This is a genomic window from Pectobacterium atrosepticum, from assembly GCF_000740965.1.
Classification (GTDB): Bacteria; Pseudomonadota; Gammaproteobacteria; order Enterobacterales; family Enterobacteriaceae; genus Pectobacterium; species Pectobacterium atrosepticum.
On the sequence record NZ_CP009125.1, the window covers coordinates 4,116,022 to 4,130,216 of the forward strand.

Annotated in this window: 14 protein-coding genes; 8 read left to right on the forward strand and 6 right to left on the reverse strand. The window is 51.0% G+C overall.

The genetic code is table 11. The features are described 5' to 3' along the window. Positions 1-133 precede the first annotated feature (133 nt). The 4 genes from nadC to hofC all read left to right on the forward strand — a co-directional run bounded on the left by nadC (position 134) and on the right by hofC (position 4,473). A complete protein-coding gene (gene nadC, locus GZ59_RS18185) occupies positions 134-1,024 on the forward strand; it encodes a carboxylating nicotinate-nucleotide diphosphorylase (RefSeq protein WP_011095298.1) in 891 nt (296 codons plus the stop codon). Between the two features lie 325 nt (positions 1,025-1,349). Next, the gene (ppdD, locus tag GZ59_RS18190) at positions 1,350-1,796 is read left to right on the forward strand and encodes a prepilin peptidase-dependent pilin (RefSeq protein WP_011095299.1); all 447 of its coding nucleotides are present in this window, start codon (positions 1,350-1,352) and stop codon (positions 1,794-1,796) included. A 2-nt stretch (positions 1,797-1,798) separates the two neighbouring features. Next, the gene (gene gspE / locus GZ59_RS18195; protein WP_011095300.1) at positions 1,799-3,271 is read left to right on the forward strand and encodes a type II secretion system protein GspE; all 1,473 of its coding nucleotides are present in this window, start codon (positions 1,799-1,801) and stop codon (positions 3,269-3,271) included. Beyond that, positions 3,268-4,473: a protein transport protein HofC gene (gene hofC, locus GZ59_RS18200; protein WP_011095301.1), complete on the forward strand. Its 1,206-nt coding sequence runs from the start codon at positions 3,268-3,270 to the stop codon at positions 4,471-4,473. Before gspE ends, hofC begins: the two co-directional genes overlap by 4 nt. An 84-nt stretch (positions 4,474-4,557) precedes the next feature. Here hofC and GZ59_RS18205 read toward each other — a convergent pair whose 3' ends face one another. After that, positions 4,558-5,598 (reverse strand): GMP reductase, encoded by a 1,041-nt coding sequence (locus GZ59_RS18205; protein ID WP_011095302.1) that lies wholly within the window; start codon positions 5,596-5,598, stop codon positions 4,558-4,560. Positions 5,599-5,891: 293 nt separating this feature from the next. Between GZ59_RS18205 and coaE the strand changes: the two genes are divergently transcribed. The 3 genes from coaE to yacG all read left to right on the forward strand — a co-directional run bounded on the left by coaE (position 5,892) and on the right by yacG (position 7,530). Then, positions 5,892-6,518: a dephospho-CoA kinase gene (gene coaE / locus GZ59_RS18210; protein ID WP_011095303.1), complete on the forward strand. Its 627-nt coding sequence runs from the start codon at positions 5,892-5,894 to the stop codon at positions 6,516-6,518. Further along, complete coding sequence (gene zapD, locus GZ59_RS18215; RefSeq protein WP_011095304.1) at positions 6,511-7,263, forward strand: cell division protein ZapD; 753 nt, start codon at positions 6,511-6,513, stop codon at positions 7,261-7,263. The genes coaE and zapD overlap by 8 nt, the downstream gene beginning before the upstream one ends. Positions 7,264-7,335: 72 nt before the next feature. Next, a complete protein-coding gene (yacG, locus tag GZ59_RS18220) occupies positions 7,336-7,530 on the forward strand; it encodes a DNA gyrase inhibitor YacG (protein WP_011095305.1) in 195 nt (64 codons plus the stop codon). 43 nt (positions 7,531-7,573) lie between these two features. On the opposite strand, the gene mutT is transcribed toward yacG, so the two are convergent. From mutT to secM, 3 genes are all read right to left on the reverse strand, one after another. After that, on the reverse strand, positions 7,574-7,969 hold the full coding sequence (gene mutT / locus GZ59_RS18225; RefSeq protein WP_011095306.1) for an 8-oxo-dGTP diphosphatase MutT: 396 nt from the start codon (positions 7,967-7,969) through the stop codon (positions 7,574-7,576). A gap of 90 nt (positions 7,970-8,059) precedes the next feature. Then, positions 8,060-10,762, reverse strand: a complete 2,703-nt coding sequence (gene secA, locus GZ59_RS18230; protein WP_011095307.1) for a preprotein translocase subunit SecA — start codon at positions 10,760-10,762, stop codon at positions 8,060-8,062. Positions 10,763-10,873: 111 nt separating this feature from the next. Then, positions 10,874-11,389: a secA translation cis-regulator SecM gene (gene secM / locus GZ59_RS18235; RefSeq protein ID WP_011095308.1), complete on the reverse strand. Its 516-nt coding sequence runs from the start codon at positions 11,387-11,389 to the stop codon at positions 10,874-10,876. Positions 11,390-11,416: 27 nt separating this feature from the next. Between secM and GZ59_RS18240 the strand changes: the two genes are divergently transcribed. Next, positions 11,417-11,944: a DUF721 domain-containing protein gene (locus tag GZ59_RS18240; RefSeq protein WP_011095309.1), complete on the forward strand. Its 528-nt coding sequence runs from the start codon at positions 11,417-11,419 to the stop codon at positions 11,942-11,944. Between the two features lie 12 nt (positions 11,945-11,956). On the opposite strand, the gene lpxC is transcribed toward GZ59_RS18240, so the two are convergent. Together lpxC and ftsZ are read right to left on the reverse strand one after the other, a co-directional pair. After that, complete coding sequence (lpxC, locus tag GZ59_RS18245; RefSeq protein WP_039295256.1) at positions 11,957-12,874, reverse strand: UDP-3-O-acyl-N-acetylglucosamine deacetylase; 918 nt, start codon at positions 12,872-12,874, stop codon at positions 11,957-11,959. 104 nt (positions 12,875-12,978) lie between these two features. Continuing rightward, positions 12,979-14,130, reverse strand: coding sequence for a cell division protein FtsZ (gene ftsZ, locus GZ59_RS18250; RefSeq protein ID WP_011095311.1), 1,152 nt, complete (start codon positions 14,128-14,130; stop codon positions 12,979-12,981). Between the last annotated feature and the right edge of the window lie 65 nt (positions 14,131-14,195).

The following is a 14,195-nucleotide window of genomic DNA, read 5'->3' on the forward strand; positions in this document are numbered from 1 at the left end:
CTTTCCGGCGAATGCACATGTTCGTCGGAAGGTTAATAACAGTAACAGTCTGAATTATAATAATTATTCATTCTGGATGTCCGGATATAAACAAGGTAGCATAGACCTCCGAATCCCCCTTCGGAGTTTTGCCATGTCAACGCGTCGCTACAGTCAGGAACAACGCCAAAAAACCTTGCTTGCTCGTATTGCACAAGATATCCCTACCAGCGTGCAACTGGCCTTACGTGAAGATTTAGGTGGCATCGTCGATGCTAACCAAGACATTACCGCGCTTCTGCTACCCGATAACGAGATCGTCAGCGCACGCATTATCACGCGTGAAGCGGGTATATTCTGCGGTACGCGCTGGCTTGAGGAAGTCTTTTCTCAATTGGGCAACACGACAACGATCGTCTGGCACGTCGCCGATGGCGAAACCATCACCCCCAACCAAACGCTGTGTGACATCACAGGGCCAGCCAAACAGCTTCTGACGGGCGAACGCACGGCGCTAAATTTCCTGCAAACGCTATCCGGCGTCGCAACCGAAACCAGCCGCTATGTTGCAGTACTACAAGGAACACGCACCCGGCTGCTAGATACGCGCAAGACGCTACCGGGGCTGCGAACTGCACTGAAATACGCCGTATCATGCGGCGGCGGAGACAACCATCGGCTTGGTTTATCCGATGCCTTCCTGATCAAGGAAAACCATATCATCGCCGCGGGCTCAATCAAAAATGCGGTAGAAAAAGCACAGTCTTTACGCGGCGATGTTCCGGTAGAAGTTGAAGTCGAGTCGCTGGATGAATTACAGCAGGCGCTAGAAGCGGGTGCAGATATCATCATGTTGGATAATTTTAGTCTGGATAACATCCGGGAAGCCGTGAGCTTAACGCAAGGCCATGCGCTGCTGGAGATATCCGGCAATGTCACCCTAGACACGCTGCGTGGCTATGCGGAAACCGGCGTGGACTATATCTCAGTGGGGGCGTTAACCAAGCACGTGCAGGCAATGGACTTATCCATGCGCTTTATCTAATCGCTTCCCTATTTCTACCGACGAGGTGCCATTCCGCACCTCGTTCGCATTTCTTCATCTCATCCTCCCCATAACATCGTAACAATACGGACTTTCTGTCCCACACGGACGTTCGGTCTTGATAATGTGAATAATGCGTACCTGCCTGCAAAAATTTTTTAATTCTCTGCAAATGCCTAAAAACATGTCGTAGCGCTTTCCTGTTTTCATTTTTCCCGCTCGTCAGCCTTCACTCCCTTTTCTATGCTGCCAGCCATTCATATGGATTTATGCATCGCCATATTTGTGCGCCACAAAATTTATATTCAACAACAGGGAAATCAACATGACAAAACAACAGGGATTCACACTGATTGAGCTGATGATCGTCATTGCGATCATCGCCATCCTCAGCGCTATTGGCGTCCCCGCCTATCAAGGCTATCTGCAAAAAGCGGCACTGACGGACATGCTACAAACGATGGTGTCTTATAAAACGCCAGTCGATCTCTGCGGTCTGGAAAATGCCGCATTTACCGCCTGCAACGCAGGTAATCAGAGTATTCCGGGCAGTAAATCTTCACGCTACGTCAGCGCCGTTAGCGTCGCCCAAGGGGTAATTACATTGACAGGGCAAGCCACTCTGCAAGGCCTGCGTGTTGTTCTGACGCCAGTGTGGGATGCCGAAACGGGCGCTTCACGCTGGACGAAAAACTGTGCCACGGATGACAACGCAGAGAGCCTGCAATCCGCCTGTCAGGACGTTTTCCGTTTCGATAATACGGCGGGTTAATTATGACGGATTCTTCCTTCTCCTCCGAGCATACGCTCAGCGAGTTACAAACACTGTGCCGACGTTATCAGGCATTGCTGCTTAACCTCGATGAACAAACGCTGTCGGTCGCCGTCACGACGTCCCCTTCTGCGGAGATGATTGCCGCGCTGCGTTTCGCCAGCAATCGCCGAATTATGGTGGAACAATGGCCACAGGCCAGAATGGAACAACAGCTTAATCCGGTGAATGCCGTTGCCGAGCCAGCAGAGACTTACCATGCCAGCACCGATCGCTCCAGCACTGGGCAACAGGATCAGGATGACGCCTCCCCCGTCGCGCAATTTATCCATCAAACGCTGCGCCTCGCCGTTCAGCGCCGCGCCTCTGATATCCACTTTGAGCCGCTGTCAGACAGCTATCGTGTGCGGCTACGGATTGACGGTGTGTTGCAGTCAATATCCGCGCCCCCTCCCGAGCTGACAAACCGAATTACCGCGCGGCTGAAAATCATGGGCAAGTTGAATATTGCCGAAAGGCGATTACCGCAAGACGGTCAATTCAGCCTGATGCTGGATCAACAGCCCTACTCGTTACGCATCGCTACCCTCCCCGTGCAGCAAGGAGAAAAAGTCGTACTGCGTATTTTGCAGACGCACCAGCAAGAGTTGGCGCTGGATAAGCTCGGGCTCACCGCAAAGGCATTACAGCAGGTTATTAGCGTGCTGAGCGCCGCACAGGGGATGATGCTCGTCACTGGCCCAACAGGCAGTGGAAAAACGGTGACACTTTACAGTGCGATACGCTGGCTGAACGATAGCAGCCGCAATATCTGTAGCGTAGAAGATCCGGTCGAAATCCCCTTACAGGGAATCAACCAAACAGCCATCAATCCTAAAGCCGAGCTGGGATTTGGCCGAATCTTACGTGCGCTGCTGCGACAGGATCCGGACGTCATTATGATTGGTGAAATTCGCGATACCGAAACCGCAGAAATTGCGGTAAAGGCCGCACAAACTGGCCATCTGGTCATGTCCACGTTACATACCAATTCTGCCGTAGAAACCCTGACTCGCCTCAGTCATCTGGGTATCCCCGGCTATCTGTTAGCCGCAGCACTAAAGCTCATCGTCGCACAGCGTCTTGTACGTCGATTATGCCCGCACTGTAAAACCCAGGGAGAACCACTACTCTCACTGCCAAACGACGTATGGCGAGGGCCATTACACCATTGGCAAGCTCACGGCTGTAGCCACTGTTTCTCTGGCTACTATGGCCGTGTCGCGCTCTATGAATTACTGCCCATCACGCCGGATTTTCAGGCAGCGTTAGCGGGCAACGCCAGCGTAGGGGAATTATCCGTTCTGTCACGTAACTCAGGTTTCCCAACGTTGCTGGCTGCAGGGCTGGAGCTGGTTAACGACGGTATGACCTCGCTTGCTGAAGTCTATCGAGTTGTTGGTGATGAGTGGTCGATGAATCAGGAGGCGCAATGAAGCTAGAACGCTTATATCACTGGCAGGCAATCACGTCCGAGGGAGAATTTGCCGAAGGTGAGCTCATCAGCACACGCCGCCAGCACGTCTATGCTAGCCTGATTGCACAAGGCTACCAGCCTCTTCTCGTAAAAGTCGGTCATTATCTATCGCTCCGCTACTGGAAGCGCGAACAACTCGGCGAATTAATCAAACAGCTTGCAGCACTGCTACAAGCAGGGCTGCCGCTATTAGATGCATTAAAACTGGTGTCGGAACAGCATGATCGCCCCGGCTGGCGCTGCGTATTACGAGACGTTCGCACCCATGTTGCTCAGGGAAGTTCGCTATCCGAAGCATTGCTCTACTATCCCCACATCTTTCCCGTTCTGTATCGCTCCTTTATTGCCGTCGGCGAATTAACAGGGAAACTAGACACATGCTGCCTACAGTTAGCACAACAGCAAGAAAAACAATCCAGACTGCAACAGAAAGTCATCAAGGCGCTGCGCTATCCCTGTTTTGTTTTAACAATCGCAATAGTGGTCAGTATGATGATGTTGATTCTGGTTTTACCCGAATTCGCGACGCTCTATTCCTCGTTCAACGCGCCATTACCGTGGTTTACCCGACAGTTGCTTCATCTGGCAGAGGTAATCTCTGGTTACGGATTCATTGGGTTGCTGGTACTAAGTTTTCTGATGCTAGGGTACGCCCAATTGAGGGAGAAAAGGCCATTATGGAAAATCAGGGAACAAGAATGGCTGCTGAAGCTTCCCGTGGTATCCAGTCTGCTACGCGGTAAATCGCTGAACCAGATATTTACTATCCTGGCTATGACGCAACATGCTGGTTTGACGCTTCCTGAAGGGCTGGATGCCGCCGCGACGATCCGTCACCCGCTTTATCAAGCCGCGATTCAACAGATACAGGCGCAGTTGCATCAGGGCACGTCGCTATACGATGCCACACAGCATCACGCCGCGCTGTTTCCCGCACCTTGTCCGCAATTGATTCGCGTTGGGGAAGAAACCGGTGCGCTGGATGCGATCTTTACACAGCTGGCAGAATGGCACGAGGGGCGCGTACAACAGCAGGCGGACATGTTGACACAAACGCTAGAGCCGTTACTGATGATGGTCGTCGGGGGAATGGTCGGGGCGCTAGTGATTGGCATGTATTTACCTATCTTCCAACTGGGGAATGTATTGGCCGGAGCCTGAACCGACCAATACAACACGACACGTCTACAAATCAGATCGCACCACCACCGTTAACAGCGAAAAGATCGCGCATAACAACGGTAACTACCCATTGAAAATACGGTTTTCCTGCTCGGCTACGCGGATAAATGTTGTGCGCTTCGTCAGCTCTTTCAAACGGGATGCACCGACATAGGTACAGGCAGACCGTAGGCCACCAAGAATATCACGTACGGTATTATCTACCGGACCGCGCAGTGGCAGTTTCACGGTTTTGCCTTCTGCGGCACGGTACTCAGCCACACCGCCGACATGACGTTCCATCGCAGATGCGGAACTCATCCCGTAGAACAACATCATTTTCTCACCGTTTTCTTCAACGATGGTTCCTTCACATTCATCGTGTCCTGCCAGCATACCGCCCAGCATGACAAAATCGGCTCCGCCACCGAATGCTTTCGCGACATCGCCCGGCATAGCGCAACCACCGTCGCTCACAATTTGCCCACCGAGACCATGAGCCGCATCGGCACACTCAATCACGGCGGAAAGCTGAGGGTAACCCACCCCCGTTTTGACACGCGTTGTGCAAACAGAGCCGGGGCCAATACCGACTTTCACGATGTCCGCGCCAGACAGAATGAGTTCTTCCACCATTTCGCCCGTCACCACGTTTCCCGCACAGATAACCTTGTCAGGGCAAGCCTCACGCACTTTTTGTAGGAACGTGACAAAGTGCTCAGAATAACCATTTGCTACATCGATACAGATAAATTTCAGTTCAGACGACAGCGCCAGAATTTGCTTTAACTTGATGAAATCAGCATCAGAGGTCCCACTTGAGACCATGACATGGCGTAATACCGATTCTGGGGCGCGTTGCACAAACTGGGACCATTGTTCGACAGAATAGTGTTTATGGACAGCCGTCAGAACATCAAAAGAGGCCAGGACTTCCGCCATACTAAACGTACCCACGGTATCCATATTGGCGGCGATAATCGGAACACCGGACCAGTTGCCTCCGGCGTGAAGGAAGGTGAATTGACGTTCTAGTTCAACGTCGGAGCGGCTTTTCAGCGTCGAACGCTTTGGCCGGATGAGAACGTCTTTAAAGCCTAACTTTAAATCTTCTTCAATACGCATGAGGTTCGAGTTCCTGGTGAGTGACGGCGGAATGCTCAGTATCGTTACTGGGCATAATCGTGTTTAAAAAAATAATGCCCTTTACCAGTGACGTTATCATACGCAGGAATAATCCTGCGGCAAGACTGCGATTTTCACTTTATTTGGGATAAAATCAGAAAAATTTACCTATCGCCTAACAAGATGATAGCGTGGAGCAAACTACGGCTTATGCCTGATTGGCTTCAGGGGAATAGGAATCCATTCCTTTTCCTTGAAAATAGTAGAAATGTTAATTTTTCAATACAGGTGCAATGACATACATCGTAGCCTTAACAGGCGGTATCGGCAGCGGGAAAAGCACCGTAGCCGATGAATTTGCCAAATTAGGGACCACTATCGTTGATGCGGATATCATCGCGCGTCAGGTAGTCGAGCCAGGGAAACCCGCACTGGATGCCATCAGGCTCCGGTTCGGCGACGCCGTGCTCAATGCCGATGGCTCATTGAACCGTTCTGCGCTACGCCAACGAATTTTCTCCTCGCCAGAGGAGAAACAGTGGCTGAATAACTTGCTCCATCCGTTGATCCATCAGGAAACACAGGCCCAGTTTCGAGCCATATCCACACCGTACATTCTGTGGGTCGTCCCTTTACTGGTGGAAAACGGTTTACAACAGCGAGCACAACGTATTCTGGTCGTTGATGTAGACAGAAAAACACAGCTTGAACGCACACTGGCCCGCGATGGTATCAGTCTGCAGCAAGCAGAAAACATACTGGCAGTACAGGCAACCCGAGAACAGCGCCTGGCTTGTGCCGATGATATTATTGATAACAGTCGCTGCCCAAACGCGCTGGCTCAACAGGTTGCGGAATTACACCGCCATTACCTAGAGCTAGCCGCCTCCGCAGCCGACAGGATGGCTAAGAATGAGTGACGCTTCCTCAACAATTTTATTTGAATATCCGCTGAACGAAAAAACGCGTACCTGGTTGCGTATCGAATCATTATCGCAGCAGTTGCATCAAAACCATTCCCTTACCGATATGGGAAGTGCTCTGACATTTTTTCGCGCTATCGCCGAGTTGCTTGATGTGCTGGAACGTGGAGACGTGCGTACCGAGTTGCTGAAAGAACTCGAGCGCCAACAGCAAAAGCTGCTGCAATGGAGTGATGTGCCGGGCGTTGACATGGAACGCATCCACTCGCTGCGACGTCAGTTGAAAGATCTGTCCAGTACGCTGATGGCAGCACCACGGATGGGGCAGTTCTTACGAGAGGATCGCCTGATTGGCATGGTACGTCAGCGACTCGGTATTCCCGGCGGTTGTTGCAGTTTCGACCTACCTACTCTGCATAGCTGGCTGCATCAGCCTAAGGAACTGCGTGAGCAATTGGTTTTCAGCTGGCTTAATTCTTTGTCGCCGCTCAAACAAGCGCTGGATATGATCCTGGAACTGATCCGCCACTCCGGCACATTCCGGCCGCAGACCAGCTTGAATGGTTTCTTTCAGGACAATGCCTCTGATGCTGATCTGCTGCGTTTACGTCTTGAACAGATGCATCAGCTCTATCCACAAATATCCGGCCATAAGACACGCTATGCCATCCGTTTTCTGCCATTAGATAGCGAAAACGGCCACATTCCTCCTCGTTTAACGTTTGAACTGGCCTGCTGCTAGGCTCAGCCCTAACAAACAAAAACGTGTTAAGTATCAAATAGATATTAAGTATAAATAGAGTGAAGAAATTTTATGACAACAGAGATTACGACGGTAAAGTGCCCAACCTGCAAGCAGGCGGTCATTTGGGACGCAGCCAGCATCTATCGCCCATTTTGTAGCAAGCGTTGTCAGCTCATCGATTTGGGAGAATGGGCTGATGAAGAAAAGTGTATTCCGAGTGATGATATGGTTTCAGACAGTGAAGACTGGAGCGAAACGCGCTAACAGCCACGTTTCGCGATAACGAGTTCAGACAGGCAAGATTCGATTAAAGCGATTTCAGCCAGCGGATCACCTCCGCATTCGCTGGCGGAAACTCGTCCTCACGCAACGCCTCCACGCTCACCCAGCGAGATTCCTGACCTTCTCGGCCATAGGGCTCTCCTTGCCACGTTTCAACCAGAAAGAAATGAAGCGTGATGATTCTCTCCGGCGTAGAAAACGTTTTATCGTTTAGCGGCTGGGGGGCGATGGCCTCGATACCCGTTTCTTCGTGCAGTTCACGAATCAGAGCCTGCTCAGGGGTTTCGCCCGCTTCAATTTTACCGCCGGGAAACTCCCACATCCCTGCCATATGAACACCATCAGGGCGACGAGCAATGAAATATTGCTGTTCCGTATTACGGATGATGCCCACCGCGACGGATAACTGTTTTTGCGTCATGACCATTCCTATCAGATTCTTATCAAGTAAAAGGCGGTCAATGACCGCCCTTGTACTTATCACATTTTAATCACTGGATTTAGCAGTCAATTATTTCTGTAAGCGACCGTGGCACTGCTTATATTTCTTGCCTGAACCACATGGGCAAGGATCGTTACGTCCAATTTTACGGTCTGCCTGCGCCGGTGAACCCGTATTGAGGCTGTCTTCTTCCTGATGACTAAACTGCTGTTGCTGCGCTAAACGCTCAGCTTCTTCACGGCGTTGCAGCTCCAACGCTTCGATTTCTTCCGGCATTCTCACCTGAACTTTGCTCAACGTACTGATCACTTCATATTTCAGTGATTCCAACATCGCGGCAAACATAGAGAACGACTCACGCTTATATTCTTGTTTCGGATCTTTCTGTGCATAACCACGTAAATGGATGCCCTGACGCAGGTAATCCATTGCCGCCAGATGCTCTTTCCACAAGGAATCCAGTGTCTGCAACATCACGCCTTTTTCGAAGTTGCGCATGACTTCATCGCCAACCACTTCTTCTTTGCGATGATAAACGTCAAGCGCCTGCTGGAAAATACGCTCACGCAGCGTTTCTTCGTGCAGTTCAGGCTCTTTATCCAGCCACGCCTTAATAGGCATATCCAGATCGAAATCGTTCTTCAGGCGCTGTTCCAGGCCTTCCGTATCCCACATTTCTTCCAGAGACTGCGGCGGAATATAGCTGTCGATGGTCGTTTTAAACACATCCTCACGAATACTGGTGATGGTTTCACTGATATCGGACACGTCCAGCAGTTCGTTACGCTGCGTGTAGATCGCACGACGTTGGTCGCTCGCTACATCGTCATATTCCAGCAGCTGTTTACGAATATCAAAGTTACGGCTTTCCACTTTACGCTGTGCGTTAGCAATAGCCTTGGTGACCCACGGGTGCTCAATGGCTTCACCTGGTTTCATACCCAGTTTACGCATCATGTTAGAAACACGATCGGACGCAAAAATACGCATCAGCGCATCTTCCATCGACAGGTAGAAGCGTGATGAACCCGCATCCCCCTGACGACCGGAACGGCCACGAAGCTGGTTATCGATACGACGAGATTCATGGCGCTCAGTACCGATAATGTGCAAGCCGCCCGCCGCCAGCACAGCATCATGACGCACTTTCCAGGCTGCTTTAATTTCTGCAATTTGCTCATCATCTGGGTTTTCCAGATGTGCCACTTCTGCCTGCCAGCTACCACCCAAGACGATGTCCGTACCGCGACCGGCCATGTTGGTTGCGATAGTGACAGCGCCAGACTGCCCGGCCTGAGCAACGATATCTGCTTCCATCGCGTGGAACTTCGCATTCAACACACTGTGTTTGATGCCCGCTTTCTCCAGCGCCTGAGAAACCACTTCTGATTTCTCAATGGAGATCGTACCAACCAGAATCGGTTGACCTTTTACGGAGCGGTCTTTGATATCTTCAATGATGGCATCGATTTTTTCCTGCTCGGTCATGTAGACCAGATCAGGCAAGTCTTTACGAATCATCGGACGGTTGGTCGGCACCACAATCGTATCCAGCTTATAAATGGAGCTGAACTCGAAAGCTTCGGTATCTGCCGTACCCGTCATACCTGCCAGTTTTTCATACAAGCGGAAGTAGTTTTGGAAGGTAATGGAAGCCAGCGTCTGGTTTTCATTCTGAATGGCCACCTTCTCTTTCGCTTCCACAGCCTGATGCAGGCCATCGGACCAGCGACGCCCCTGCATGGTACGTCCAGTGTGTTCATCAACGATGATAACTTCACCGTCTTTTACAATATAATCCACATCGCGGGCAAACAGCACATGCGCACGCAGCGCGGCAGTAACATGGTGCATCAGCATAATGTTCGTCGGAGAGTACAGTGATTCCCCCTCTTCCATAATGCCTTCTTTCACCAGCAGCTCTTCCACCAGAACCAGACCACGCTCGGTGAGGTTCACCTGACGCGCTTTCTCATCAACAGAGAAATGGCCTTCGCCGTGGAAAGTATCCGAATCCTCTTTATCCTGACGAATCAGGTGAGGAATAATTTTATTGACGCTGATATAAAGCTCGGAACTGTCTTCAGCCGGGCCGGAAATAATCAGTGGCGTACGCGCTTCATCTATCAGGATGGAGTCAACCTCATCCACCAGCGCATAGTACAATTTACGCTGCACACGTTCTTCCGGGCTGAAAGCCATGTTGTCACGCAGGTAGTCAAAACCGTATTCGTTATTGGTACCGTAGGTAATATCTGCGGCATAAGCTTCACGCTTCGCTGGTGCAGGCATCCCCGGCAGGTTGATACCCACGCTCAGGCCAAGGAATTCAAACAAAGGACGGTTATTTTCGGCATCACGCTGTGCCAGATAATCGTTCACGGTAACCACATGTACGCCACGGCCAGTCAGCGCGTTCAGGTACGCAGGTAACGTTGCTGTCAGCGTTTTACCTTCACCAGTACGCATCTCCGCAATACACCGCTCGTTCAGCACCATACCGCCAAGAAGCTGCACGTCGAAGTGACGCATGCCAAAGACACGCTTACTGGATTCACGCACCACGGCGAAGGCTTCCGGCAGCAGGTTCTCCAGCTTTTCGCCTTTTTCCAGACGAACACGGAACTCCAGCGTTTTCGCTTGCAGCTCCTCATCTGAAAGTTTTTCCATTTCTGGTTCTAAACGACTAATAACATCGACATTTTTACGCATACGACGCAGCGTACGATCGTTACGGCTACCAAAAATTTTGGTTAGGATATTCATGACCATAATAATTTTAATCTCACAAGTGCCACGTATCCAGTGGCAACACAATATCGAAAACCTGAGAAACTCAGCAAAAACGAGAGAAATTTCTTCAGCTAATTATCTATTACACTTTCAGCTGAGAAGGTAGGGTCCTGCACGGATGCCGCGGATTTGGGCAAGCCAGATGCCGATTTGATGATGTGCCTGAGGATAAAAAGTGACTCGTCCAGCATGGGGGGAGATCACAAAGGGAAACTGGGAATCCTGCGTCAGCAACGCATTTAGCGTATCCAGTAACACCAGAGAATGGGGCTGTAGTTCGTCAACCTGTTGGGCATTGGCCGTCTGTGGCGTCGTCAATGCAAAGGAAAGGTGGCGGATTACCGTACGAATCGCATGCTGATGCCAGTAATCAACGCTATAGGACGAGCGCCGATGCGCTTCCTTTAGCGCCACCAGATCGGTAAGGCTTAGTGATACACTATTCTGGCGACTAACACTGGAGGCTGAATTAGGGTGTGAGACAATATCCTGTGATTCATTCAGGCTTGTCGGCAGACCAAGACTCGCCGCAACCATCCCTAATAAGAGATGCGGCCAGAAATAACGTCTGCCAAATTGTCGCCAACGATTTAGAATACCAATCACGAGTTAACATCCACCGGAGCCAGGTCTATGCGTGATAGCCGCCCACAATCACTGGAATTTCTGTTTGATAGCGCATCAATGTCGGGTAAAGGCCCGCTACAAGATGTGCAACAGCGCGCTATCGCCTTATTAAAACTCAACCGTGCCGTACGCGGATTACTGCCTGCACCGTTGCACCCATGGTGCCGCGTCGCTAATTACCGGCAAGGTTTGCTGATACTGGAAACCGCCAACGCCAGTTGGCTGATGCGGTTACGTTACGAACAGCCTGCGTTGCTCTCTGCATTACGCGCACAAATATTACCATCATTGGCTTCAATCGACATCAGGATTAATCCAACGCTTGCCGCAAAAGGGCATGAAATCGTGAAAAATAGTGACATTTCAGCGACAGGGAACACCGACAGCAAACCGTTGCGTCAGTTGAGTGAACAAAGTGCGGAGACATTGAGGACGTTAGCAGGCAATAGCCCAGAAAAACTCAGAAAGATATTAGAACGACTGGCTTCACTGGCCGGAGAGAGTACCAGTAAAACCAGTCGTAATAAGAAGTGACTACTTCAGGTGTTACGCCAGCACGATAGACGGTGCTTTAAACGCCAGCGGCATTTCAGCTTCATCTTCAAAGGTCACGTATTCCCACGCTTCCTGATTTGCCAGCACAGCCTGCAACAATTTGTTGTTGAGAGCATGGCCTGATTTAAATGCAGAAAACGCACCGATGATGTTATGACCACACATAAACAGGTCGCCGATGGCATCCAGCATTTTATGGCGGACAAACTCATCTTCAAAACGCAGACCGTCTTCATTCAGTACGCGGTAATCGTCAACGACGATGGCACAATCCATACTGCCGCCCAGGCACAACCCACGAGACTGCAAGTATTCGATATCGCGCATGAAGCCGAACGTACGCGCACGACTAATCTGGCGAACAAACGCATCAGCAGAGAAATCCAAACGATAGCGCTGGTTGCCCGCATCAATCGCCGGGTGGTTGAAGTCGATAGTGAAATCCAAGCTAAAGCCGTTAAACGGTTTCATTTCGGCCCACTTGTCGCCATCTTCAACGCGAACTGACTGCTTGATGCGTACGAATTTCTTGGCACAGTTCAGCTCTTCGATACCCGCATCTAACAGCAGATAAACGAACGGGCTGGCGCTGCCATCCATAATTGGAATTTCCGGTGCGTCAACATCAATGACAATATTGTCAATGCCCAACCCTGCAAGCGCAGCGTTAAGATGCTCCACCGTAGAAATACGCACGTCATGCTCATTAACCAGGCAAGTACAGAGCATGGTATCACGCACGGATTTTGCATCAGCCGGGAAATCAACCGGGGGATTCAAGTCTGTGCGGCGATAGATGACCCCGGTATTTGCCGGTGCAGGACGCATGGTCAACGTGACCTTCTTGCCAGTATGTAACCCGACACCAGTCGCCTGAACAATACGTTTTAATGTACGTTGTTTGATCATCATTTTATCTCGCATGTTACTGAACCTACCGACCTAGTATAGACCAAGCTCGGGGGCACAGTTTAGCACAAAGAGCGGAGATTCCAACGTTATCTGGCAGCAAATTAGTCTGCCTGCTTACGCAGAAACGCCGGAATATCCAGATAGTCTGGCTCTTTATTCGTCTGCGGATTCTGGTCGTTAACCACTTTGGCAGCCGGTTTTTCCTGCGCCAGCGGTGTCATACCGTGTTGCTGGTAACGATGATCCATCACAGGCTGACTAGCTTGCTTATTCGTCACCAGAGTAATCTCAGGACGTTTGTCCATGCCGATCCCCGTTGCAACAACCGTCACACGCAGTTCATCATTCATTTCAGGATCAAGCGACGTACCGATCACTACTGTCGCATTGTCGGATGCGAATGCACGGATGGTGTTACCTACCGTCTCGAACTCATCCAGACGCAGGTCGAAGCCCGCAGTGATGTTGACCAACACGCCACGTGCGCCAGACAGATCGATATCTTCCAGCAGTGGGCTGGAGATCGCCATTTCTGCTGCTTCTTCTGCACGGTCTTCACCGCGCGCAACACCGGATCCCATCATGGCATAACCCATTTCGGACATCACGGTACGTACGTCTGCAAAGTCGACGTTCATCAGGCCAGGACGCGTGATCAGCTCGGCAATACCCTGCACCGCACCTTTCAGTACATCATTTGCCGCGCCAAATGCATCCAGCAGGGAAATACCGCGCCCCAGCACTTTCAGCAGCTTGTCGTTTGGAATCGTGATCAGCGAGTCGACGTGCTTAGACAGCTCGGCGATACCCTGCTCCGCAAACGCCATGCGCTTTTTGCCTTCAAAGTTGAAAGGCTTGGTCACCACAGCAACGGTCAGAATGCCCAGGTCTTTTGCTACTTCGGCCACAACCGGTGCAGCACCTGTACCCGTACCACCGCCCATACCTGCGGCGATAAACACCATGTCTGCACCTTCCAGTGCTGCACGTAGTGCTTCACGATCTTCTTCAGCCGAATTACGGCCAACTTCCGGGTTAGCGCCTGCGCCCAAACCTTTCGTGATGCCGCTACCGATCTGAATCGTCTGGCCAACAGCCGTTTTACGTAATGCCTGCGCATCCGTGTTGACCGCAAAGAATTCGACGCCTTCGATGCGCTCGCGCACCATGTGTTCGACGGCGTTACCGCCGCCGCCGCCGACGCCGATGACTTTAATCACCGCGTCGTTGGTTAATTCCATTGGTTCAAACATAATTTCTCTCCGTTTGTGCCTGTAACTGCGAGATCATAAAACTGTGCCAGGTGATCTCTTTGATA